This window comes from Type-A symbiont of Plautia stali, assembly GCF_059731155.1.
This window is the reverse complement of sequence record NZ_AP035891.1, coordinates 1-24,674: the sequence shown is the minus strand read 5'-3', so window position 1 is coordinate 24,674 and position 24,674 is coordinate 1. Positions and strand designations below refer to the sequence as shown.

General features: G+C 55.4%; 22 protein-coding genes and 2 pseudogenes. 1 reads left to right on the top strand and 23 read right to left on the bottom strand.

Features of this window, described 5'->3' with window-relative positions; translation table 11 throughout:
- Positions 1 to 39: 39 nt before the first annotated feature.
- Positions 40 to 1,353 carry an NCS2 family permease gene (locus AC6I8M_RS00120; protein ID WP_010616817.1) on the bottom strand — a complete coding sequence of 438 codons (1,314 nt, stop codon included), beginning with the start codon at positions 1,351 to 1,353 and terminating at the stop codon, positions 40 to 42.
- A 151-nt stretch (positions 1,354 to 1,504) separates the two neighbouring features.
- Here AC6I8M_RS00120 and yieH point away from each other — a divergent pair, with 151 nt between their 5' ends.
- Positions 1,505 to 2,170, top strand: a complete 666-nt coding sequence (gene yieH, locus AC6I8M_RS00115) for a 6-phosphogluconate phosphatase (protein ID WP_010616816.1) — start codon at positions 1,505 to 1,507, stop codon at positions 2,168 to 2,170.
- 146 nt (positions 2,171 to 2,316) lie between these two features.
- Here yieH and AC6I8M_RS00110 read toward each other — a convergent pair.
- The 22 genes and pseudogenes from AC6I8M_RS00110 to mnmG form a co-directional block, all read right to left on the bottom strand.
- Positions 2,317 to 3,557 (bottom strand): annotated as a pseudogene (locus AC6I8M_RS00110) (MFS transporter).
- Between the two features lie 119 nt (positions 3,558 to 3,676).
- A complete protein-coding gene (gene phoU / locus AC6I8M_RS00105) occupies positions 3,677 to 4,411 on the bottom strand; it encodes a phosphate signaling complex protein PhoU (protein WP_058948673.1) in 735 nt (244 codons plus the stop codon).
- Positions 4,412 to 4,425: 14 nt separating this feature from the next.
- A complete protein-coding gene (gene pstB, locus AC6I8M_RS00100; RefSeq protein ID WP_022548397.1) occupies positions 4,426 to 5,199 on the bottom strand; it encodes a phosphate ABC transporter ATP-binding protein PstB in 774 nt (257 codons plus the stop codon).
- A gap of 44 nt (positions 5,200 to 5,243) precedes the next feature.
- A complete protein-coding gene (gene pstA / locus AC6I8M_RS00095) occupies positions 5,244 to 6,131 on the bottom strand; it encodes a phosphate ABC transporter permease PstA (RefSeq protein WP_010616489.1) in 888 nt (295 codons plus the stop codon).
- Entirely contained in the window at positions 6,128 to 7,090 is a 963-nt protein-coding gene (gene pstC / locus AC6I8M_RS00090) for a phosphate ABC transporter permease PstC (RefSeq protein ID WP_498013612.1), read from the bottom strand. The genes pstA and pstC overlap by 4 nt, the downstream gene beginning before the upstream one ends.
- Before the next feature lie 86 nt (positions 7,091 to 7,176).
- A complete protein-coding gene (pstS, locus tag AC6I8M_RS00085; protein ID WP_498013611.1) occupies positions 7,177 to 8,220 on the bottom strand; it encodes a phosphate ABC transporter substrate-binding protein PstS in 1,044 nt (347 codons plus the stop codon).
- 143 nt (positions 8,221 to 8,363) lie between these two features.
- Positions 8,364 to 8,870 carry an MrpH family fimbial adhesin gene (locus tag AC6I8M_RS00080; protein WP_498013610.1) on the bottom strand — a complete coding sequence of 169 codons (507 nt, stop codon included), beginning with the start codon at positions 8,868 to 8,870 and terminating at the stop codon, positions 8,364 to 8,366.
- Between the two features lie 388 nt (positions 8,871 to 9,258).
- Positions 9,259 to 9,699, bottom strand: a complete 441-nt coding sequence (locus AC6I8M_RS00075) for a fimbrial protein (protein WP_498013609.1) — start codon at positions 9,697 to 9,699, stop codon at positions 9,259 to 9,261.
- Positions 9,700 to 10,110, bottom strand: coding sequence for a fimbrial protein (locus tag AC6I8M_RS00070; protein ID WP_082231734.1), 411 nt, complete (start codon positions 10,108 to 10,110; stop codon positions 9,700 to 9,702).
- A 303-nt stretch (positions 10,111 to 10,413) separates the two neighbouring features.
- Positions 10,414 to 12,243, bottom strand: a complete 1,830-nt coding sequence (gene glmS / locus AC6I8M_RS00065) for a glutamine--fructose-6-phosphate transaminase (isomerizing) (protein ID WP_058948676.1) — start codon at positions 12,241 to 12,243, stop codon at positions 10,414 to 10,416.
- Positions 12,244 to 12,423: 180 nt separating this feature from the next.
- Complete coding sequence (gene glmU, locus AC6I8M_RS00060) at positions 12,424 to 13,794, bottom strand: bifunctional UDP-N-acetylglucosamine diphosphorylase/glucosamine-1-phosphate N-acetyltransferase GlmU (protein ID WP_010616482.1); 1,371 nt, start codon at positions 13,792 to 13,794, stop codon at positions 12,424 to 12,426.
- 287 nt (positions 13,795 to 14,081) lie between these two features.
- On the bottom strand, positions 14,082 to 14,501 hold the full coding sequence (locus AC6I8M_RS00055) for a F0F1 ATP synthase subunit epsilon (RefSeq protein WP_010616481.1): 420 nt from the start codon (positions 14,499 to 14,501) through the stop codon (positions 14,082 to 14,084).
- A gap of 24 nt (positions 14,502 to 14,525) precedes the next feature.
- Complete coding sequence (atpD, locus tag AC6I8M_RS00050) at positions 14,526 to 15,923, bottom strand: F0F1 ATP synthase subunit beta (protein ID WP_010616480.1); 1,398 nt, start codon at positions 15,921 to 15,923, stop codon at positions 14,526 to 14,528.
- 63 nt (positions 15,924 to 15,986) lie between these two features.
- The gene (gene atpG, locus AC6I8M_RS00045; RefSeq protein WP_498013608.1) at positions 15,987 to 16,853 is read right to left on the bottom strand and encodes a F0F1 ATP synthase subunit gamma; all 867 of its coding nucleotides are present in this window, start codon (positions 16,851 to 16,853) and stop codon (positions 15,987 to 15,989) included.
- Between the two features lie 52 nt (positions 16,854 to 16,905).
- Complete coding sequence (gene atpA / locus AC6I8M_RS00040) at positions 16,906 to 18,447, bottom strand: F0F1 ATP synthase subunit alpha (RefSeq protein WP_010616478.1); 1,542 nt, start codon at positions 18,445 to 18,447, stop codon at positions 16,906 to 16,908.
- A 14-nt stretch (positions 18,448 to 18,461) separates the two neighbouring features.
- Complete coding sequence (gene atpH, locus AC6I8M_RS00035; protein WP_022548402.1) at positions 18,462 to 18,995, bottom strand: F0F1 ATP synthase subunit delta; 534 nt, start codon at positions 18,993 to 18,995, stop codon at positions 18,462 to 18,464.
- 14 nt (positions 18,996 to 19,009) lie between these two features.
- Positions 19,010 to 19,480, bottom strand: a complete 471-nt coding sequence (gene atpF, locus AC6I8M_RS00030; protein ID WP_498013607.1) for a F0F1 ATP synthase subunit B — start codon at positions 19,478 to 19,480, stop codon at positions 19,010 to 19,012.
- Between the two features lie 108 nt (positions 19,481 to 19,588).
- Positions 19,589 to 19,828, bottom strand: coding sequence for a F0F1 ATP synthase subunit C (atpE, locus tag AC6I8M_RS00025; protein WP_003849523.1), 240 nt, complete (start codon positions 19,826 to 19,828; stop codon positions 19,589 to 19,591).
- A gap of 49 nt (positions 19,829 to 19,877) precedes the next feature.
- Positions 19,878 to 20,699, bottom strand: coding sequence for a F0F1 ATP synthase subunit A (atpB, locus tag AC6I8M_RS00020; RefSeq protein WP_010618850.1), 822 nt, complete (start codon positions 20,697 to 20,699; stop codon positions 19,878 to 19,880).
- A 44-nt stretch (positions 20,700 to 20,743) separates the two neighbouring features.
- Positions 20,744 to 21,088 (bottom strand): annotated as a pseudogene (atpI, locus tag AC6I8M_RS00015) (F0F1 ATP synthase subunit I).
- A gap of 709 nt (positions 21,089 to 21,797) precedes the next feature.
- Positions 21,798 to 22,415: a 16S rRNA (guanine(527)-N(7))-methyltransferase RsmG gene (gene rsmG, locus AC6I8M_RS00010; protein WP_010618852.1), complete on the bottom strand. Its 618-nt coding sequence runs from the start codon at positions 22,413 to 22,415 to the stop codon at positions 21,798 to 21,800.
- A gap of 48 nt (positions 22,416 to 22,463) precedes the next feature.
- Positions 22,464 to 24,350 (bottom strand): tRNA uridine-5-carboxymethylaminomethyl(34) synthesis enzyme MnmG, encoded by a 1,887-nt coding sequence (gene mnmG / locus AC6I8M_RS00005; RefSeq protein WP_010618853.1) that lies wholly within the window; start codon positions 24,348 to 24,350, stop codon positions 22,464 to 22,466.
- Positions 24,351 to 24,674 lie beyond the last annotated feature (324 nt).

Here is a 24,674-nt window from a genome sequence, read left to right as displayed (position 1 = left end):
CATCCCGGATAACCAGGCCGCACCCGCGGCCTGTTGCGTTTAGTGCACGTCAATAAAAGCGATTTTCAGCACAAACAGCAGCGCCACCACCACCACGCACGGGCTGATTTCACGCCAGCGTCCGGTGCCGAGTTTCATCACGCAGTAAGAGATAAAACCGAGAGCAATACCTTCGGTGATCGAGAAGCTGAACGGCATCATCGCCGCCGTGACAAACGCCGGCACCGCTTCGGTGAGATCGTCCCAGCGCACGCGCGCCAGCGAAGCCGTCATCAGTACGCCGACATAAATCAGCGCGCCGGCCGCCGCATAGGCGGGCACTATGGCAGCCAGCGGCGACAGGAACATCATCAGCAGGAACAGGATGCCGGTCACTACCGCCATCAGGCCGGTACGGCCACCAATCGCCACGCCGGATGAGCTTTCGATGTACGCCGTCACCGAAGAGGTGCCGATCAGCGAACCGGTGACGGAGCTGATGCTATCCACGTACAGCGCCTGTTTCATGCGCGGAAAGGTGCCCTTCTCGTCGGTCAGGCCCGCTTTATCGGTTACGCCAATCAGCGTACCGGATGAGTCAAACAGATTGACCAGCATGAAGTCGAAGATCACGCCCGCCATGCTCACGTTGAACGCGCCTTTGATATCGACCTGGCCGACCACCGAGGTGATGGCCGGTGGCGCGGCGAACAGCCCGGTAAACTTCACGTCGCCCAGCAGCAGACCGATCACGGTGGTCACTACGATAGAAACCAACACCGCCGCGTGGATGTTGCGCGACGCCAGAATCGCAATGATAAAGAAGCCGAGCGCGCCGAGCAGCACGTTGTGCGAGGCCAGGTTGCCGACGGTCACGATGGTGTCCGCGTTGGGCACAATAATGCCGGCGTTTTTCAGCCCCATCATGGCGATGAACAGACCGATACCGGCGGTGATGCCCACGCGCAGGCTGAGCGGAATATTGGCGATCATCCAGTAGCGTACGCGCAGCAGCGTCAGGATCAGCAGTCCCAGCGCGCCCCAGAAGATCGCGCCCATGCCAACCTGCCACGAGTAGCCCATCGCGCCCACCACCACAAAGGCAAAGAAGGCGTTGAGGCCCATGGCCGGTGCCAGCGCCACCGGCAGATTGGCCACCAGCCCCATCAGGATGCTGCCGAACGCAGCAATCACGCAGGTGGTAACAAACACTGCCTGGGTGTCCATGCCTGCGGCGCCAAGAATCTGCGGGTTAACGAAGACGATGTACACCATCGTCAGGAAAGTGGTGAAACCTGCAATCACTTCGGTGCGCGCGGTGGTTCCGTGTTCCTGCAGCCTGAAAATACGCTGCAAAAGGCCCTGCTCGTTCATTTCGCTGTTCCGATGAAAAATTTATCGCCGCGTATCCTATAGACTTTAGCGCCGCAAAACACTGATTTTTCGCAACCGGTTGCCTAGGGTCGCTTTCTGCGCTGAGTGCGCTAGAGTGACAACTTATTGTTTACTAAAAGGATGAGGCGCGATGTCAGTTGAATGTATTTTTTTGATTGCGACGGCACGCTGGCTGGTCGACAGCGAAGTGATTTGCACGCAGTCCTACGTCAACACCTTTGCCCGTTACGGTATCGAACTCTCGCTGCAGCAGATGTTTGAGCAGTACAAAGGGGTGAAGCTTTACGACATCATCCGCGATGTGACGGCACAGCATCAGGTGACACTGCCGCTGGCTGAGGTGGAGAGTGCCTACCGCGCGGAAGTGGCGCGCCTGTTTGATCTTGATCTGCAGCCGATTGCCGGCGCCAGAGCGCTGGTGGAGCGCGTGAAGGTGCCGATGTGCGTGGTGTCAAACGGTACGGTGAAGAAGATGGAGCATTCGCTGGGGCTGACCGGCATGCTGCCGTATCTGACCGGACGCCTGTACAGCGGCTATGACATTAATCACTGGAAGCCGGATCCGGAGCTGATGTATCACGCGGCGGAACAGATGCAGGTGCCGATTGAGCAGTGCATTCTGGTGGATGATTCAGAAGCCGGCGCGCGTGCCGGCATCGCCGCTGGCATACCGGTGTTTTACTACTGTGCCGATGCGTATAATCCGGTGATTGATCACCCGCTGGTGACGCGTTTTGACGATATGGCGCAGCTGCCAGCGCTGTGGCGTGCCCGTGGCTGGGATTTGGTCAGGTAAGTGCGCGCAGCCCCCTCATCTCAGCCTTCTCCCGCCAGCGGGAGAAGGGGCCGATCGAGCAGGGTTGAACAAAAGTGCCCACCCACATACCGCACCAGACGGTTCCCTCTCCCGTTTGCGGGAGAGGGTTAGGGTGAGGGAAAAAATCACCCAATCGCGCCCAGCGAATCCTCATTGCCCTGGCTTTTTAGCAGCAGGAACAGCGTGGCGACAATATCCAGCAGGTAAATCAGCGCCAGCAGCGTAATCGCAGCGGTGAACAAAATATGCGTTGCCAGCATGCCGATCACCAGCGGGCCGAAACCGCCGACGCCGCGGCCGAGGTTGAACAGCACGTTCTGCGCGGTGGCGCGCGCCTGCGGTGGGAAAGTGTCCGAGATCAGCGCGCCATAGCCGCCAATCATGCCGTTAACAAACATCCCCATGATGGCACCGGTAAACAGCATCACCGTCGGGTCGCGCAGCTGGGCGTAAACCAGCACCATCGCCACGGCGCCAAACTGGTACAGCAGGAAAATCTTCCAGCGCGCAAAGCGGTCCGCCAGCACGCCGAACAGCCAGATACCAAATGTCATGCCCACCACACCGTAACGGCAGTCCACAGGCCGGATTTGGTCAGGCTGAAGCCGAAGCTGGAAGAGAGATAGCTTGGCATCCAGATCATCAGGCCGTAATAGCCAAAATTCTGCACCGAACAAAGAATCAAAATGCCGAGGCTGGCTTTGCTGGTGGCGCGATCGGCAAACAGCAGTTTAATGCGCGCGGAAAAGGAGAGCTGCGGGGCTTTTTCCACATGGCGGGTGAAGGCTTCCGGCTCGCCCATGCTGCGGCGAATCACAAACGACACCAGCGCCGGCAGCACGCCAACCAGGAACATACCGCGCCAGCCAATCACGCTCAGCAGCGGCGGCGTGATAAAGGCCGCCAGCAATACGCCGAGCTGCCAGCCGATACCGACCCACGCCGAGGCGCGGTTGCGCTTCTCCTTTGGCCAGGCTTCGGCAATCAGCGTCATGCCGATGCCAAACTCACCGCCCAGCTCCATGCCGGCCAGCGTACGATACGCCAGCAGATCCCAGTAGCCCTGCGCCACGGCGCACAGCCCGGTGAACAGTGAGAACATCAGGATCGTCACGGTCAGAATGCGGATGCGGCCGTAGCGATCGCTCAGATGACCAAACACAATGCCGCCGACCACCGCGCCGATCAGCGTCCAAGTCACCAGCGAACCGGCCTGCGACGCATCCAGCGCCAGCGACACGCTGATCGCCGGCAGTATAAATCCCAGAATCAGCAGATCAAATCCATCCATGGCATAGCCGCTGACGGCAGCCACCATCGCTTTCGCCGGCATAACGGCGGTTTTGTTGTTGTTTGCAGAGGACATAAAACAGCACCTGGCAGAAAAATGTGCGCCAAGTATAAAGAGAGCGGCAGGTTGAGAACAGGCAGAAATCAAGCGCACTGCCTGTCAGCCTCAGCGCTAACAGGCAGTCATCACGTCAGTCAGGAGGGTTTATTGCTGCCGTCGTCGCCCGACAGCAGTTCATCCAGCTTGTCACCGCCAACGTGACGGAAATCCTGACCTTTCACGAAATAGAAGATAATTTCACAGATGTTCTGGCAACGGTCACCGATGCGCTCGATGGCGCGCGCGCAGAACAGCGCGGTGAGCACGCTGGGAATGGTGCGCGGATCTTCCATCATGTAGGTCATCAGCTGGCGCACAATGCCTTCGTACTCTTTATCCACCTTTTTGTCTTCGCGGTAGATCTTAATGGCTTCGTTGAGATCCATGCGCGCGAAGGCATCCAGCACATCGTGCAGCATCTGCACGGTGTGATGCCCGAGCGACTCGAGGCTCACCAGCAGCGGCAGATGCTGCTGACCGAACTTCTCCATCGCGGTACGGCTGATCTTCTCCGCCACATCGCCGATGCGTTCCAGCTCCGAAATGGTTTTGATGATCGCCATCACCAGACGCAGGTCGCTGGCGGTAGGCTGACGCTTGGCGATGATGCGCACACAGGCTTCATCGATCTCCACTTCCATCATGTTGACCTTCTGGTCGCCGTCGATCACCCGGCGTGCCAGTTCACCATCCTGGTTATGCATCGCGGTGATGGCGTCGGTAAGCTGCTGCTCAACCATGCCACCCATGATCATCACCTGAGTACGAATGTGCTCCAGCTCCGCGTTGAACTGACCGGAGATATGTTTGTTCAGATTTAAATTATCCATGTTTCTCTCCTGAATCAGCCGTAACGACCGGTGATGTAATCTTCTGTCTGCTTCTGTGCTGGCTTGGTAAACAGCGTGTCGGTGTCGCTGAACTCAATCAGCTCGCCCAGATACATAAACGCGGTGTGATCGGAACAGCGCGCCGCCTGCTGCATGTTGTGGGTCACGATGACCACGGTGTAATCCTGCTTCAGCTCGGTGATCAGCTCTTCGATGCGTCCGGTGGAGATCGGGTCCAGCGCCGAACACGGCTCATCCAGTAGCAGTACTTCCGGGCGAATCGCGATGCCGCGCGCGATGCACAGACGCTGCTGCTGACCGCCGGAGAGACTGTAACCGCTCTGGTGCAGCTTGTCTTTGGTTTCATTCCACAGCGCGGCTTTGCTCAGCGCCCACTGCACGCGCTCGTCCATATCGGCACGCGACAGCTTCTCAAACAGACGCACGCCAAAGGCGATGTTGTCATAAATCGACATCGGGAACGGCGTCGGCTTCTGGAACATCATGCCGACGCGCGCGCGCAGCAGGGCGATATCCTGATGCGATGCCAGAATGTTGTCGCCATCCAGCAGAATTTCACCCTCAGCACGCTGCTCCGGATAGAGCGAGTACATTTTGTTGAAGGTGCGCAGCAGGGTGGATTTGCCGCAGCCCGACGGACCGATAAACGCCGTCACCTGGTTTTTGGCGATATCCAGATTAATGTTCTTCAGCGCGTGGAACTTACCGTAGTGGAAGTTCAGATTGCGCACCTGAATTTTACCGGCAGAAGGAGTTGCCATACTCATTGCTCATCTCTCATGTGCAGCGCCGCCGAAGCCGCGCCGGAAAATTAGTGTTTGCCTTTGGCGAAAATCACGCGCGCCACGATGTTCAGCAGCAGCACGCACAGCGTAATAATCAGCACACCGGCCCACGCCAGGCTCTGCCATTCGGCAAACGGGCTCATGGCGAATTTGAAGATGGTCACCGGCAGGTTGGCCAGCGGCTGCATCATGTCGGTGCTCCAGAACTGGTTCGACAGCGCGGTGAACAGCAGCGGTGCTGTTTCACCGGCAATGCGCGCAATCGCCAGCAGCACACCGGTAATGATGCCGGAGACCGAGGCTTTCAGCGTAATAACCGAGATCATCTTCCACTTCGGCGTGCCCAGCGCATAAGCTGCTTCACGCATGCTGTCCGGCACCAGCCGCAGCATGTTCTCGGTGGTACGAATCACGATGGGCACCTGCAGCAGCGCCAGCGCTATCACACCGGCCCAGCCGGAGAAGTGCTGCATCTGCGCCACCACGATGGTGTACACAAACAGGCCGACCACAATTGACGGCGCGGACAGCAGGATGTCGTTGATGAAGCGAATCACTTCCGCCAGCCAGTGCTTGCGGCCATATTCTGCTAGGTAGATACCCGCCAGAATGCCCAGCGGCGTGCCAAAGAAGGTGGACCAGAAGATCAGCAGGCCGCTGCCCGCCAGGGCGTTCGCCAGACCACCGCCCGCGGTGTTGGGCGGCGGCGTGGATTCGGTAAACAGCGTCCAGCTCAGGCCATCGATCCCTTTCGTGACGGTGGTGAACAGGATCCAGATCAGCCAGAACAAGCCAAACGCCATGGTCAGCAGCGAGAGCGTCAGGGCAATTTTGTTTTTGGTGCTGCGCCACGCCTGCATTTTACGGCGCGAGGCTTCCAGCTCGGCGCGCGCCTGCATTTCAATTGCTGTCATGAACGGGCTCCTTCACTCTTCGCCAGACGCAGGATCATCAGTTTGGAGATCGCCAGAACGATAAAGGTAATCACGAACAGAATCAGGCCAAGCTCCATCAGCGCCGCCACGTGCACGCCGGATTCGGCTTCGGCGAACTCGTTCGCCAGCGCCGAGGTGATACTGTTGCCGGGCATAAACAGCGATGCGCTATCCAGCTGGTAGGTATTACCGATGATAAAGGTGACCGCAATGGTTTCGCCCAGCGCGCGGCCGAGACCCAGCATCACGCCGCCGATCACGCCGTTTTTGGTGAACGGCAGCACGATGCGCCAGATCACTTCCCAAGTGGTACAGCCGATGCCGTAGGCTGACTCCTTCATCATCACCGGCGTCTGTTCGAACACATCGCGCATCACCGAGACGATGTAAGGGATGATCATGATGGCGAGGATTACGCCCGCCGCCAGAATGCCGATGCCGAAGGCCGGACCGGAGAACAGCGCGCCGACGATCGGGATATTTGCCAGCACGTCGCCAACCGGCGTCTGGAAATACTCCGCGAACAGCGGAGCAAAGATAAACAGGCCCCACATGCCGTAAACGATGCTGGGAATGGCCGCCAGCAGCTCAATCGCGGTACCCAGCGGACGGCGCAGCCAGTTTGGCGCCAGTTCGGTCAGAAACAGGGCGATACCGAAACTCACCGGCACCGCGATGATTAAGGCAATCAATGAGGTTACGAGGGTGCCGTAAATCGGCACCAGCGCACCAAATTCTTCGTTTGGCGCATCCCAGGTTTTGGTCCACAGAAAGGAGAAGCCAAATTTCTGGATGCTCGGCCAAGAGGAGAAAATCAGGGAGACGATAACGCCACCCAGCAGCAGTAACACAATCAGCGCGGAGAGCTTCACCAGCACGCCGAATATCATGTCGCCTTGCTTGCCCGGTGCTTTAAACGTCGGCTTAGTGGCAGCCATAGAATTCTCGATCTCAGAGGGTAATCAGGGCGGCAACGAGGCCGCCCATCAGGCTGGCCAGCGCGGGCGCTGGCCGGGTCATACATTTACTGGTACAGCGCTTTACCGGAACTGTCTTTGATGTTGGCTTTCCAGGCAGCACGAATCTGATTCGCCACGCTCTCTGGCAGCGCAGCATAATCCAGCGCCGTGGCGGTTTTGCTGCCGCCTTTGTACGCCCAGTCAAAGAACTTCAGCACTTCACTGCCCTTCTCCGCATTCGCCTGCTCTTTGTAGATCAGGATGAAAGTGGTTGAGGTGATCGGCCATGCGTCGTTGCCTTTCTGGAAGGTCAGGTCCTGGGCAAAGGATTTGCTCCAGTCAGCGCCTTTGGCGGCATTAGCAAAGCTGGCTTCGCTCGGTGCCACTGGCTTGCCGTCAGCATCAACCAGTTTGGTGTAAGTCAGGTTATTCTGTTTGGCGTAGGCGTACTCTACGTAGCCAATCGAGCCCGGCAGACGCTGTACAAACACGGCGACGCCCTCGTTACCTTTACCGCCCAGACCGGTTGGCCAGTTGACGGTGTTGCCTTTACCGATTTTGCTGTTCCAGGTTTCGTTCACTTTAGACAAGTAGCTGGTGAAGACGAAAGAGGTGCCGGAACCATCCGCGCGGCGCACCACGTTGATGTTGGTGTCTGGCAGCTTCACGCCCGGGTTCAGTTTGGTGATCGCCGGATCGTTCCACTTTTTGATGGTGCCGAGATAGATATCGCCGACCGTTTTACCGTCGAGCGTCAGCTCACCGGATTTAACGCCGGGAATGTTCACCGCCACCACCACGCCACCGTTCACCGTCGGGAACTGGAACAGGCCATTTTTCTGCAGATCTTCCTCTTTCATCGGCGCATCGGACGCACCGAAATCCACGGTTCTGGCGATGATTTGCTTCACGCCACCCGAGGAACCAATACCCTGATAGTTGATTTTGCTACCGGTGGCTTGCTGATACTCTGCTGCCCACTTGGCATAAACCGGTGCCGGGAACGTCCCGCCTGCGCCTGTCAGGTCGGTGGCTGCAAAAGCAGAAACCGCGCTTACTGCGAAGGTGGCGGCGAGAATTCGGGCTACGGTGCTACGCATCAGTGTCATGTTCCCTCCTGGGGATTAAAAATCAGGCTTGAGGCCGTTTTAGTAAGAGTCAGTGATTGCTGTTGGAGGCAAAATACGACAGTTTGATGACAGTGAAATGTACGAATTGTGACAGTTATATGACAAAAGAGTCGGCTGGCAAATCAGAGATAATTAATGAAAACCACCGTTCTGCCGGTAAAGTTACCGGGACTGGATGTTGTCGAGGAGAGCGTCGAAATCAGCGTGAACGGCGTCGTCACGTTAGCCCGCACTAATTGCGGCTTATTCAGGCTCCCGTCAGCCAGTGATAACAGCGTACTGATGTTGTTGCTCAGTTTGAGGATATTGATCCCACCGGCAAGCGCAAAACTGATATTCACATCGCGGTTGCAGAAAAGCGAGAAGTTAACGCTGGCTTTGGCGCCATTAACGGCGGCCGGGGCCAGCGTACCATGATTAATATTAAGCGCGGCTCCGCTTACCGAACAGGATACCGGCACCACCGGAATGTTGACACAAGGTGCCCAGGGCGCAACCATCCCGGCATAGTCAGTTACGGTCTCGGAGGCTGTCACAAAGCTGCCACAGTATGAACTGTAATATTGAGTATCTGAGTTACGCAAAAACTTGCCGCCCCGACCATTAAAACGGATAAAACGTTCAGCCACCGAGACCAGGCTCTCGCCCTGATCGACGTAAATCTGCAGCCCACCCGCGGCGCTGAATACGGTGCCATGCCCGATAAACCAGGCGCTGACACCGATGCCTGCTGCGCAGGTTCTCTCTGAAGAGTTACAGCGGGCATAGCCGGATATCATACCGACATCCACCACTGACCAGGTAATTTCAACCTAGCTTGCGTTGACCCAGCGAATGCCATCTACGCGCGGGGCTTCCATCGCTTGCGCTGAAAAGAACAGCAGCAGGCCAGCAAAAAAAGCCAGACAGCGGAAAACAAGCCCTGTTAGCATTGGTCTAATCCTGTGGTTGCGTCAACGCCGATCATTTACTGGTACTCAACCACCAGTGCAGCAAAAGCAGAAAAGTCACCGCTGGTTAACACCGCAGCGCTTTTTTCACCGGTACCATCTGAATGACGGGCAGCGCAGGAAAGGTAAACGGCAGCCAGTTATTCAGTGCCAGGGCGTTTTCGCCATTTTTGCCGCTCAATATCTGAATCGCCAAATAACGCTGGCTGGTCGCCAGCAAAGCAGCATTAAATGCGCTCCCGGTGCCACTGATTTTCACACGCATACTCTTATCGGGATTATTGCTACAGGTTAACGTCCAGAAGACAGGTTTTCGGTAGCTGTCGCCATTGATTTGCGCAATAACCACTGAACCAAACTCCACCATAATTGGCTTTTCGCCGTTAATCTGACACTGCGGTGGTTCTATTAGCTGTCCACTGAAGTTAGCCTGCATACTGAAGGCAGCCGCTGCGCTATACTTCAGCATAGCGGGTAGCAATAGTGCAATTAACCACGTTCGTTTCATTTATTGCAGTTCCACTACCAGTGTTGCCGCTGAAGTAAAACTTCCGCCCGTTAAACTGCTGCTTTTATCTTTCACCGGGACCGCCGTAATAACCGGCACCGCGGGATAAGTAAAGTTTACCCAGCTGGTATTAATATTTAACCTTTCCCCGTTCGACTTAAAAAACGCAATATCTAAACCGCTAACTGATGCGCGTAATGCACCGCTATCAAAGCTGGCTGCATTCCCCTGTAGCTGTAGTTTAAGCGCACTAGAGGGAAGATTAGTGCAGGAAAGCGTATATGACACAGGTTGCTGATACGCTTTCCCATCTATTTTATCGGTGCGCCCATCGCCGAAATTAACACTGATCGGCATACCATTATTTATTTTGCAGTCAGCAGGTACCATCACGTTACCGAAAATATTCACACTGAATGACGATGCCAGTGCATCGGATAAAAGCACCAGACAAAAAAATAAATATGAAATAACGCGCTATAAATTACTACATGCAGAGAACGATGTTGGCTTGCTACATGCATCAGAAAAATTATGACTGAAAGGTTCAATTAAAGTTAAACAAAACAGAAGTGAAGGACAGCCAGCGAATTATGAAAGTTGATTTCACATATCAGGGAAAAATTAATTCACAACGTTCACAGAATTCACGATTAATTTAATCGGAACAACAATTACTTATAAAACCCGGCCTGTTTCCAGACCGGGCTACGCTTATTCCACCGTAACCGATTTCGCTAGGTTACGTGGCTGGTCGACGTCGGTACCTTTGATCAGCGCCACGTGGTAGGAGAGCAACTGCAGCGGCACGGTGTAGAAGATCGGGGCAATCACCTCTTCAACGTGCGGCAGCGGGATGATTTTCATGCCTTCGCTGTCGCTGAAGCCAGCATCCTGGTCGGCAAACACGTACAGCAGACCGCCGCGCGCGCGCACCTCTTCGATGTTGGATTTCAGCTTCTTCAGCAGTTCGTTGTTCGGTGCCACCACAATCACCGGCATGTCGGCATCAATCAGCGCCAACGGACCGTGCTTCAGCTCGCCCGCCGCATAGGCTTCGGCGTGGATGTAGGAGATCTCTTTCAGCTTCAGCGCCCCTTCCATGGCAATCGGATACTGATCGCCACGGCCGAGGAACAGCGCATGATGCTTGTCAGAGAAGCCTTCAGCAAGGTTCTCGATCACTTTATCCTGCGCCAGCATCTGTTCAATGCGGCTCGGCAACGCCTGCAGTGCATGGACAATCTCGTGCTCGGTGTCAGCGCGCATGCCATGCAGACGGCCCAGCTTCGCCACCAGCATCAGCAGTACCGTCAGCTGGGTAGTGAACGCTTTGGTCGAGGCCACGCCGATTTCGGTGCCAGCTTTGGTCATCAGCGCCAGATCTGATTCACGCACCAGCGACGAGCCAGCCACGTTGCAGATGGCCAGCGAACCGAGATAGCCCAGCTTTTTAGACAGGCGCAGCGCTGCCAGCGTATCGGCGGTTTCACCGGATTGCGACAGGGTAATCAGCAGGCTGTTTTTACGTACCGCTGATTTGCGATAGCGGAATTCGGAGGCGATCTCCACGTCACACGGGATGTTGGCCAGCGACTCAAACCAGTAACGCGACACCATGCCGGAATTGTAGGAGGTGCCGCAGGCGATGATCTGAATGTGTTCCACCTGGCTCAGCAGCGTTTCGGCGTTAGCGCCCAGTTCGCTGAGATCAACAATGCCGTCATGGAAGCGGCCGGCCAGCGTGTTTTTGATAGCGTTTGGCTGTTCGTAGATCTCTTTCTGCATGTAATGGCAGTAGACGCCTTTGTCGCCGGCATCGTACTGCGCATTGGATTCGATCTCTGCGCGCTGTGCCTGGTTACCGTGGCGATCTATAATCGTCACTTCGCGGCGGGTAATTTCGGCAATATCTCCCTCTTCGAGGTAGATAAAGCGGCGGGTCACGGGCAGCAGCGCCAGCTGATCGGAAGCGATAAAGTTTTCGCCCACGCCGCGGCCAATCACCAGCGGGCTGCCGGAACGCGCAGCTACCAGCACCGACGGATCGCGGCTGTCCATGATCACCATGCCATACGCCCCGCGCAGCTGCGGAATCACCCGCAGTACCACTTCGCGCAGCGTACCGCCCTGTTTCTGCTCCCAGTGCACCAGGTGTGCCACCACTTCGGTGTCGGTTTCGGAGGCAAAGCGGTAACCGCGTGCGATCATCTGCTCACGCAGCGGTTCGTGGTTCTCAATGATGCCGTTGTGCACAATGATAATGTGCTCTGAGACGTGCGGATGCGCATTGGCTTCCGACGGCTCGCCGTGCGTCGCCCAGCGGGTGTGCGCGATGCCGGTTCCGCCAATCAGCGGCTGCTGTTCTGCCGCTTCCGCCAGATTGGCCACTTTACCCAGACGACGCAATCGCGTCATATGGCCCTGGCGATCGACGACCGCCAGACCGGCAGAGTCATAACCGCGATACTCAAGACGACGCAGCCCTTCCAGCAGAATTTCTGCGATATCACGCTGCGCTACTGCACCAACAATTCCACACATAGTAATTTCCTGACGTCATGGCTTTCGGCCATTGCGTTGTCATCTGACCTGATTGTTCCCCGAGCCTTGTAGAGAGTGGGGGATATCCCTTCATATTCCAGGTTGCAGGTGCGTTAGCTGCCTGAAACCCGCATTATTCCGGGTTTTTAATACCGGGCCGATCTTTGCCGGCCTTTACATTTATTTTTTCTTAACCGGACGCTGCCAGCCAGACTTCTGATTTTGCTCTTTGCGGTTATAGACCAGATCGGCAGCGGTAACGTCTTTCATCACCGTCGTGCCGGCGGCGATGGTGGCGCCCGCAGCCACGCTGACCGGAGCCACCAGCTGGATGTCCGAGCCGACAAACACGTTGTCGCCGATAATGGTTTTAAACTTGTTGGCACCGTCGTAGTTGCAGGTGATGGTGCCGGCACCGATATTCACGCCCGCGCCAATCTCCGCATCACCGAGATACGACAAATGGCCGGCCTTCGAGCCTTTGCCCAGCGTCGCTTTCTTCATCTCGACAAAGTTGCCGACGTGCGCCTGTTCAGCCAGTTCGCTGCCCGGACGCAGGCGCGCAAACGGCCCGACGGTGCAGGCGGCGGCCAGCGTGGCATCTTCAATTACCGAATAAGGGCTGATTTCGCAGTCATCGGCAATCACGCTGTTTTTGATGATACAGCCAGCGCCGATTTTCACTCGATGCCCCAGCGTGACGTTGCCTTCAATGATCACGTTGGTATCGATATCGACATCACGACCGTGCTGCAGCGTACCGCGCAGATCGAAGCGCGCCGGATCGCGCAGCATGACGCCAGCCAGCAGCAGCTTTTCTGCCTGCTCGCGTTGATAAGTGCGCTCCAAGGTGGAAAGCTGCAGACGATTGTTCACGCCGTCGGTTTCGCTGATGCGCGCCGGGTGCACTGCGTTGATCACGCGGCCTTCCTGATGCGCCATGGCGATGATATCGGTGATGTAGAATTCGCCCTGCGCATTGTGGTTGTTGAGCTGCGCCAGCCAGCGCTTCAGGTCGGCACCGTTGGCAATCAGGATGCCGGTGTTGATCTCCTGAATCTTCAGCTGTTCGGCTGACGCATCTTTTTGCTCCACGATGCCGGTGATAGTGCCGTTTTCACGCACGATGCGTCCGTAGCCGGTGGGGTTATCCAGCACCACGGTGAACAGCCCGATGCCGCCTGCGGGTTTGGCGTCGCGCAGACGCTGCAGGGTTTCCTGGGCGATCAGCGGGACATCGCCGTACAGCATCAGGATATCTTCGTCATCGGCGAAGAACGGTGCCGCCTGCTGCATGGCATGGCCGGTGCCGAGTTGCTCCGCCTGCAACACCCAGTTCAGCGGGTTATGCGCCAGTTTCTCTTGCAGCAATTCACCGCCGTGGCCGTAGACCAAATGTACCTGCTGTGCGCCGAGGCCGGTAGCGGCATCAATAACGTGTTGCACCATCGGTTTACCTGCCAGGCTGTGCAGCACCTTGGGCAGATCGGAATACATGCGGGTGCCTTTGCCAGCGGCGAGGATCACCACGCTCATTGCGCTTGTCGACATAACTATCCTGACTCAATTTAGCTTTCGAAAGTGTAAGGTTCACCCCTGAGATTACTACATTTTTCTCCGTGCGAAATTAGCGGAAGAGGATGAGCGGCGGCGAGTGGCCAGCACGGGTCGCCGGGGAGGGCATGAGATAAGGGCACTGAGCCATTTTCGGTCGCCATAAATGGCGTCCCTACAGGGTAATTGTGCGGTTTTTGACAGCGTGCGCATTTATGCGCACCGGCAACAGGCAAAAAAAATGCCAGCCCGAAGGCTGGCATTTCGTGACGCATAAAGCCTGATTACATCGCTTTTTTGGTCAGCTCGATGACGCGCAGTTTCGCGATAGCTTTCGCCAGCTCAGCAGAGGCCTGAGCATAATCCACGTCGCCGTGGCTGCTGTTCATGTGCTCTTCTGCTTTACGTTTCGCTTCCAGCGCGCGCGCTTCGTCGAGGTCTTCACCGCGAATTGCAGTGTCGGCCAGAACGGTCGTGCTGCCCGGCTGTACTTCCAGCACGCCGCCAGAGAGGTAGATATACTCCTCTTCGCCGTGCTGTTTAACGATGCGAATCATACCAAGCTTGATAGCAGTCAGCAGCGGGGCGTGGCCCGGGTAAATACCCAGCTCACCTTCGCTACCTGACACCTGGATACGCTGCACCAGACCGGAGAACATTTGCTGCTCCGCGCTGACCACGTCCAGATGATAAGTCATAGCCATACCACTCCTCCTGGGAAACCGTTATTACAGTTTCTTCGCTTTTTCGACAGCTTCTTCGATCGCGCCGACCATGTAGAACGCCTGCTCTGGCAGGTGGTCGAATTCGCCTTCCATGATGCCTTTGAAGCCACGGATGGTGTCTTTCAGCGTCACGTATTTACCCGGAGAACCGGTGAAGACTTCTGCTACGAAGAACGGCTGAGACAGGAAGCGCTGAATCTTACGCGCACGTGCCACCAGCAGTTTGTCTTCTTCAGACAGCTCGTCCATACCGAGGATGGCGATAATGTCTTTCAGCTCCTGGTAACGCTGCAGCAGCGACTGAACGCCACGCGCGACGTCGTAGTGCTCCTGACCCACGATCAGCGGATCCAGCTGACGGCTGGTAGAGTCCAGCGGGTCAACGGCAGGGTAGATACCCAGTGACGCGATCTGACGGCTCAGCGTAACGGTTGAGTCTAAGTGAGCAAAGGTAGTTGCTGGTGACGGGTCAGTCAGGTCATCCGCAGGAACGTAAACGGCCTGAACGGAGGTGATTGAACCGGTCTTGGTGGAGGTAATACGCTCCTGCAGCACACCCATCTCTTCAGCCAGCGTTGGCTGATAACCTACCGCCGATGGCATACGACCCAGCAGTGCAGAAACCTCTGTACCGGCCAGGGTGTAACGGTAGATGTTGTCGATGAACAGCAGAACGTCACGGCCTTCATCACGGAACTTTTCCGCCATGGTCAGACCGGTCAGTGCCACGCGCAGACGGTTACCCGGCGGCTCGTTCATCTGACCATACACCAGCGCTACTTTATCGATAACGTTGGAGTCCGTCATTTCGTGGTAGAAGTCGTTACCCTCACGAGTACGCTCACCCACGCCGGCAAAGACCGAATAACCTGAGTGCTCAGCCGCGATGTTACGGATCAGCTCCATCATGTTTACGGTTTTACCTACACCCGCACCACCGAACAGACCGACTTTACCGCCCTTCGCGAACGGACACATCAGGTCGATAACCTTGATGCCGGTTTCCAGCAGTTCCTGCGAGTTTGACTGATCTTCATAAGAAGGCGCTGCGCGGTGAATAGAGGAAACCTCTACAGCGCTGCCGTCTTCTTCTTTCAGGTCGCCTTTCATGTCGATTGGCTCACCCAGCACGTTCATGATACGGCCGAGCGTTGCTTTACCAACCGGAACCTGGATAGGTTTTTTCAGGTCGGTGACTTCCAGACCGCGCTTCAGGCCGTCAGAAGAACCCATGGCGATGGTACGCACCACGCCACCGCCCAGCTGCTGCTGAACTTCCAGCACCAGACGAGTATCACCATTTTTTACCTCGAGAGCGCTGTATACCTGCGGTACCGCGTCCTGAGGGAATTCGACGTCAACTACGGCGCCGATAATCTGGACAATCTTTCCAGCTGCCATCTTGAATCCTCTACCTAATACGAGAATATCCGGCCGCGCTCGCGCGACGGGATATATGCCTGGTTAAACCGCGGAGGCTCCCGATACGATCTCGGTAAGTTCCTGAGTGATGCTGGCCTGACGAGCTTTGTTGTACACCAACTGCAGCTCTTTGATCAGTTTTCCGCCGTTATCGGTTGCCGCTTTCATGGCCACCATACGTGCAGCCTGCTCACTGGCCAGGTTTTCCACCACACCCTGATAAACCTGCGATTCGACATAACGACGCAGCAGGATATCCAGCAGCGCTTTCGGATCGGGTTCGTACAGGTAATCCCAGGTCTTCGCCTTCATGTCTTCTTCACCTTCCGCTGGCGGTAACGGCAGCAGTTGGGTAATGGTCGGAGTCTGAGACATGGTGTTATTAAACTTATTGCTGACGATATACAGCTTGTCGATGCGACCTTCATCATAAGCCTGCAACATCACTTTTACCGGTCCGATCAGGTCGGACAGAGCAGGCTTATCGCCCATGCCGGTAACCTGAGCCACGACGTTGCCACCTACAGAGCCTAAGAAAGAAACTCCTTTGGAACCGATAATCGCCAGATCGCTCTGCACGTCTTTATCAGACCAGCCTTTCATTTCTGCCAGCAATTTTTTGAACAGGTTAACGTTCAAACCACCACAAAGCCCGCGGTCAGTCGAAACGACCAAGTAGCCGACGCGCTTAACGTCGCGCTCATCCAGGTAAGGGTGCTTGTATTCCAGATTACCCAGAGCAAGGTGACCAATCATTTTGCGCATGGTATCTGCATACGGACGGCTGGCCGCCATGCGTTCCTGCGTTTTACGCATTTTGGAGGCGGCGACCATTTCCATCGCTTTGGTGATCTTCTGCGTGTTTTTCACGCTTCCGATCTTGGTACGTATTTCTTTTGCGCCGGCCATTAGCTTCTCCTCAAAGCCTTGCGGCCTGCCTTTTCAGACAAGCCGCCAGACATTACCAAGACTGGGTTGCTTTAAACGTTTCGAGGAGGTCTTTCAGCTTCTCTTCGATTTCGTTGTTGTAGTTACCCGCTTGGTTGATTTCAGCCATCAGCTCCGCGTGTTCGCGATCGGCGAACGCCAGCAGAGCGGCTTCGAAGCTGCCGATTTTCGCCAGTTCAACGTCGTTCAGGAAGCCGCGCTCGGCAGCGAACAGTACCAGACCCTGTTGTGCAACAGACATCGGTGCATACTGTTTCTGCTTCAGCAGCTCGGTCACTTTCTGACCGTGGCTCAGCTGTTTGCGCGTTGCATCGTCCAGATCGGAAGCGAACTGAGAGAACGCTGCCAGTTCACGATACTGTGCCAGCGCGGTACGGATACCACCGGACAGTTTCTTGATGATCTTAATCTGTGCAGCACCACCAACACGGGATACCGAAATACCCGGGTTAACGGCTGGACGGATACCGGAGTTGAACAGGTTCGATTCCAGGAAGATCTGACCATCAGTAATCGAGATTACGTTGGTCGGAACGAACGCAGAAACGTCACCCGCCTGGGTTTCGATGATCGGCAGCGCGGTCAGAGAACCGGTCTGGCCTTTCACTTCACCGTTGGTGAAACGCTCAACGTAGTCAGCGCTTACGCGTGATGCACGCTCCAGCAGACGAGAGTGGAGGTAGAACACGTCGCCCGGGAATGCTTCACGACCCGGCGGACGGCGCAGCAGCAGAGAAATCTGACGGTAAGCAACAGCCTGCTTAGACAGATCATCATAAACGATCAGCGCATCTTCACCGCGGTCACGGAAGTATTCACCCATCGCGCAACCGGCATACGGAGCCAGGTACTGCAGCGCAGCGGATTCAGAAGCGGAAGCGACAACCACGATGGTGTTAGACAGCGCACCGTGCTCTTCCAGCTTACGTACCACGTTAGAGATGGTAGAGGCTTTCTGACCGATCGCGACGTAGACACACTTGATGCCAGAATCGCGCTGGTTGATGATGGCGTCGATGGCCATCGCAGTTTTACCGGTCTGACGGTCACCGATGATCAGCTCACGCTGGCCACGGCCGATTGGAATCATCGCATCGACAGATTTGTAACCGGTCTGAACAGGCTGGTCGACTGACTGACGGTCGATAACGCCTGGTGCAATTACTTCAACCGGTGAGAAGCCATCGTTGTCGATAGCGCCTTTACCGTCGATTGGTGCACCCAGGGTGTTAACCACGCGGCCCAGCAGGCCACGGCCAACCGGCACTTCCAGGATACGGCCAGTACACTTAACCTTCATGCCTTCGGCGAGGTCAGCGTACGGACCCATCACTACTGCACCTACAGAGTCACGCTCGAGGTTCAGTGCGATAGCGTAACGGTTGCCCGGCAGAGCAATCATCTCACCCTGCATCACATCGGCCAGGCCGTGTACGCGGATGATACCGTCACTTACAGAAACAATAGTACCTTCGTTGTGAGCTTCGCTCACGACATTGAACTGAGCAATGCGCTGCTTGATCAGTTCGCTGATTTCGGTGGAATTCAGTTGCATATGCTCCAGTCCCCTTAAGACTGCAAGACGTCTGCCAGACGGTCAAGACGGCCGCGCACGCTGCCATCAATCACCAAGTCACCCGCACGGATAACCACACCTGCCATTACAGACTTATCAATTTTGCAATTCAGCTTAACTTTGCGTGACAGACGTTTTTCCATCGCGGCGCTGATTTTACTCAGCTGGCTGTCACTCAGCGCACTGGCGGAGATCACATCAACTTCGGCTGTCGCTTCATAAGCGTCACGCAGTTGAATGAACTGTTCCAGTACCGCTGGAAGCGCTGTCAAACGTCCGTTCTCCGCCATAACCTTAATCAGGTTCTGAGCGTGTTCATCAAGTTGATCACCACAGACTGCGTTGAAAGAAGCAGACAAGGCTTCCTGTGCCAATGCACCGGAAAGGAGTTCTGCCATCTGTTCGTTGCGAGCCACTTCTGCGGCAAACGCCAGCATGGTCTGCCAGCGGTCGATACTTTGATGCTCAACAGCAAAGTCAAAAGCTGCTTTGGCGTAGGGGCGAGCTACAGTAATCAGATCAGACATCAGCCCCTCCCTCCTTACAGTTCAGCGACCAGTTTATCAACGATGTCGCTGTTAGCAGCTTCATCCACGGAACGTTCGATGATCTTCTCGGCGCCAGCTAAGGCCAGCAGCGCGACTTGCTTACGCAGCTCTTCACGTGCACGTGAGCGCTCGGCTTCGATTTCTGCCTGCGCCTGAGACACGATGCGGTTACGTTCAGTCTCAGCTTCAGTTTTGGCTTCGTCCAGAATCTGGGCACGGCGTTTGTTCGCCTGCTCGATAATGACCTGAGCTTCTTCTTTGGCTTTTTTCAGCTGGTCGGTCGCATTGGCCTGCGCGAGATCCAAATCTTTCTTCGCGCGTTCAACAGAAGCAAGGCCTTCAGCAATTTCTTTCTGGCGCTTTTCGATGGCAGCCATAATCGGCGGCCATACGTACTTCATGCAGAACGCGACAAACAGGATGAACGCGATGGCCTGGCCGAGGATTGTTGCATTAATGTTCACAGCACAATGCCTCTTATTAAGTTAACTTGCTCTGCCGCTATCAGCGATAAACGGCAGAATCCGTTCCTCATCACACTGCGTGCCATGAGTGAACCACGGCTACAGGCTTTAGGCGACAGCAAACATCACGTAGAGACCCAGACCAACAGCGATCATTGGGATTGCATCCACCAGACCCATTACAACAAAGAACTGCGTACGCAGCAGAGGAATCAGATCCGGCTGACGCGCTGCGCCTTCCAGGAATTTACCTCCGAGGATGCCGATACCGATCGCAGCACCGATTGCCGCCAGACCCATCATCACAGCGGCAGCCATGTACAGCAGATCCATATTCAGGTTTTCCATGACAGTCTCCAGTTTGTTTCAGTTAAAAGCTAAGTTGTTGAGATAAAAATCAATGCTCTTCAGATGCCATCGACAGATAGACAATCGTGAGGACCATGAAAATGAAAGCCTGCAGCGAAATAATCAGGATGTGGAAAATGGCCCATGGCACATTCAGCACCCACTGCGACCACCACGGCAGCAGACCGGCAATCAGGATAAAGATCAGCTCACCCGCATACATGTTGCCGAACAGTCGCAGACCGAGCGAAACCGGTTTAGACAGCAGGCTAACACCTTCAAGAATCAGGTTGATGGGGATGAAGATCGGGTGATTAAAAGGCTGCAGCGTCAGCTCTTTGGCGAAGCCACCTACACCTTTCATTTTGATGCTGTAGAACAGAATCAAAATAAATACGCCCAGCGCCATAGACAGCGTGATGTTCACGTCTGCAGACGGCACGACGCGCAGCGCCGGCATGCCCAGATAGTGCTCGCCGATAAACGGCAGCAAATCGATAGGCAGCAGATCCATGAAGTTCATCAGGAAGACCCAGACGAAAATCGTCAGAGCCAGCGGGGCGATAACTTTACTCTTACCGTGGTACATGTCGCGGACGTTGCTATCAACAAAGCCAACGACCAGCTCGATAGCCGCCTGCATTTTGCCTGGCACACCGCTGGTGGCGCTTTTCGCCACTTTACGGAACAGCACCAAGAACACTAGTCCCCCCAGTACAGCAGAGAAAAACATGGAGTCCAGGTTTAACGTCCAGAACGTTGCTGGCGCGTCGTGTGCATTCACCAGCTCGAAAGTACGCAGGTCCATCTGAAGATGTGTCAGATGATGACCTATGTATTCCTGCGGCGTTGAGATCTCTCCTGCGGCCATGATGCCTCTTACCCTTTGTTGTTAATTACAGCCGGCGCGACGATTTATACCACCAGCACCGATAACCAGGTGATTGCGAATGGCCAGAAGACCGCTCCAAATCCACCTAACGCCACAACGAGAAAAACAACGGTGGCAAACACCTTGAGCACTTCACCAAAGGTGAAGCTCTAGGCGACACGCCCTTTTGCCGGAGTTTGATCCTGCAGGCGCCAGGCTAAAAACATAAACAGTACGTTTGGCAGCCAGGCTGCCGCACCACCCGCGATGGCAAAGGTGCCCCAGGTGACATCTTTCAGGGCAAACAGCGCACCGATTACGACAAAGGTCACCAGCTGGATCACCAGCACGGTTCGGGCTAATTTCACACTGTAAAAAGACACTGACATGACGCTTAACTCTCCTGCCCCGAACGGGGTATGTCGCGTGTCGTATAAGACTGCCTTTACTTGAGTCAAGCAGCAAAAGCTGTGCAAATTATACGGGCCGCACCTGCGATTTCAATCGGTAAGTAGCGAAAAGGTGAACAATTATTTAAATTTCTTTCTTGAGGGCTATTTTTCAAAACATCCGTTTCAGCCTGCCTAGCGAAACAGGCTTGAAATTGCCCGGCAGACTTGCTTTTAAAGCGTGCTTCAGATCACATTATAAGCACCTTCAGCAGCGATAATTTGCTTTTTAACCCCTGCCGCGCAATTAATGAAACCCGTAATTTACTTTTCTATCAGAAAGATAGGATTATTGCTCTAGGATTAGCGCCAGATTTTCGATAAAAACACTCTATTGACATCACCCACCGCAATAAAAACGTAAAACTGATATTACGTCCGCCGATTTATTGCAGAGTTATATTTTCCGCCGTGACTATTCGGCACAGTAAATACAGCGGTTAAAGTGATATAACTGATAATGAAATGTGAATTATTCGTTAAATGTAACAGAGGTTTTCGGATAATTTCCGCGGCGGATGTTAACCCGCTTCCCCTGCCCTGTTGAATAAAAGCGTTTATCGTGACGCGTTCAACCGCTGTTTTTTTAGCCGCCTGCTGCGGTAAGCCAAACGGCATGAATCGCGATAAATCCACACCGTTTGCGCGACTATTGCCGCCTGATCACCACCAGATGACGCTCACCCTCCAGTTCCGGCACCCGCAGTGGCTCAATTTTTTCGATGGCGAAGCCGGCAGGCAGCGCGGCAATTTCGTCATCCGGCCTCACGCCTTTCAGCGCATAGAAGTGGCCTGTCGCACCCGGCAGATGATGACACCAGTTCAGCATGTCTTCCAGCGATGCAAAGGCGCGGCTGATTACCCCGTCAAACGGCGGCTCAGCCGGGAACTCTTCAACCGGGCTCTGAACCGGCGTGACGTTAGTGAGTCCTAACTCATGTTGCACCTGACGCAGGAAACGCACGCGTTTCCCGAGGCTGTCCAGCAGCGTAAAGTGCGCCTGCGGGCGGACAATCGCCAGCGGAATCCCCGGCAGGCCAGGACCAGTACCGACATCAATAAAGCGCTCACCCTGCAGGTGGGATTCTACTACGATGCTGTCGAGAATGTGGCGCACCAGCATCTGCTGCGGATCGCGCACCGAGGTCAGGTTATATGCTTTATTCCACTTGTGCAGCAGTTCGACATAACCCACCAGCTGCTGTTTTTGCTGATCGGAGAGGGAAATGTTTGCCGCTTGCAGCAGCCGGGAGAGTTTATTAATCACGACGAAAATTCCATTAACAGGGGCGAGCGTGCCCGCCCCGGGGGTCGATCAGGCGCTTTTACGCAGCAGGCCCTGTTTTTTCAGGTAAATCAGCAGAATTGAAATTGCCGCCGGCGTGATGCCGGAAATACGGGATGCCTGGCCGATGGAGGTCGGTTTGTGGTCGTTGAGTTTGGCGATCACTTCATTCGACAGCCCATTCACCTGGCGATAGTCGAGGTCGGCCGGGAGTAAGGTGTTTTCATTGCGCTGCTGGCGATCGATCTCCTCCTGCTGACGCGCGATGTAACCTTCATACTTCACCTGAATCTCTACCTGCTCTGCAGCCTGCTCATCCGCCAGCGCCGGACCGTAGCTCGGCAGCAACATCAGCAGTTCGTAGGTCATTTCCGGACGACGCAGCAGATCTTCCGCGCTGGCCTCTTTGGTCAGTGCGCTGATTACCGTGTTCACTTCGCTGACGTTTTCAGACTTCGGATGCACCCACAGGTCACGCAGACGCTGACGCTCCTGCTCAATCGCTTCCAGTTTCTGGTTATAGCGAGCCCAGCGCGCATCATCGACCAGGCCGAGTTCACGTCCGGTTTCGGTCAGGCGCAGATCGGCGTTGTCTTCCCGCAGCATCAGACGATACTCGGCGCGCGAGGTAAACATGCGATACGGCTCTTTTGTGCCCAGCGTACACAGATCGTCGACCAGCACGCCAAGATAGGCCTGATCGCGACGCGCCGCCCAGCCCTCTTTGTCCGCAGACTGACGCGCAGCGTTAAGGCCGGCCTGCAACCCCTGCGCCGCCGCTTCTTCATAACCGGTGGTGCCGTTGATTTGGCCGGCGAAGAACAGGCCGTGGATAAATTTACTCTCCAGCGTCGGTTTGAGATCGCGCGGATCGAAGAAGTCATACTCGATGGCGTAGCCCGGACGCACGATCTTCGCGTTCTCCAGACCTTTCATCGAGCGCACGATCTGCATCTGCACATCAAACGGCAGGCTGGTGGAGATGCCGTTCGGGTAGATTTCGTTGCTGGTCAGCCCTTCCGGCTCAAGGAAAATCTGATGCGCGTTACGATCGGCAAAGCGCATCACTTTGTCTTCGATCGACGGGCAGTAGCGTGGGCCGATCCCCTCGATGATCCCGGCATACATCGGGCTGCGATCGAGGTTATTGTGGATCACTTCATGCGTCAGCTCGTTGGTGTGGGTGATCCAGCACGGCACCTGCTGCGGATGCTGTCCGGCATAGCCCATAAACGAGAACACCGGCATCGGGTCATCCCCGTGCTGCGGCGTTAACACCGAAAAGTCGATTGTACGGGCATCGATACGCGGTGGCGTACCGGTTTTCAGGCGGTTTACGCGCAGCGGCAGCGCACGCAGACGTTTCGCCAGCGGAATCGACGGAGGATCGCCTGCGCGGCCACCGCTATAGTTATCCAGGCCGATGTGGATTTTGCCGTCTAGGAAGGTACCCACCGTCAGAACGACGGTTTTCGCCCGGAACTTCAGGCCCATCTGGGTCACGGCGCCAACAATGCGATCGTTCTCCACAATCAGATCGTCAACCGCCTGCTGGAAGATCATCAGGTTCGGCTGGTTTTCCAGCGCAGTGCGTACCGCCTGGCGATACAGTACCCGGTCTGCCTGTGCACGCGTGGCACGCACCGCCGGGCCTTTGCTGGCGTTTAGTATCCTAAACTGAATACCGGCCTGATCGATCGCGCTGGCCATCAAACCGCCTAAGGCATCCACTTCCTTAACCAGGTGTCCTTTCCCGATGCCACCGATCGCCGGGTTACAGGACATTTGTCCCAGCGTATCGATATTATGGGTGAGTAACAGGGTTTGCTGACCCATTCGGGCAGCGGCCATCGCGGCTTCTGTGCCCGCATGACCACCACCGATTACGATGACGTCAAAAGGATCTGGATAAAACATGAAGTGGGTCCTCGTTAGTGTTCGGACAGGGATCGTTGCCCTAGGCGGTGGATTCTACTGAAATTCTGTTCAGGGCGAAAGTCGCGGGAGCCTGCGGTTTAAAAGAAAGGATCTTAAGTCTTTTATATGATCTCTCTGTTAGATCTCTTATTAGGATCGTCCCTAGTTGTCGATAACCCGGAAAAGTGTTGTGGCAACAGGGGATTAGCGAGGATCGTTTGCTGTGAATGATCGGTGATCCTGATCCGTATAAGTTGAGATCAACCTAGCTACTTATGCACAGAGCAAAAAAGCATCAGCGGTTGTTCTTTGGATAACTACTGG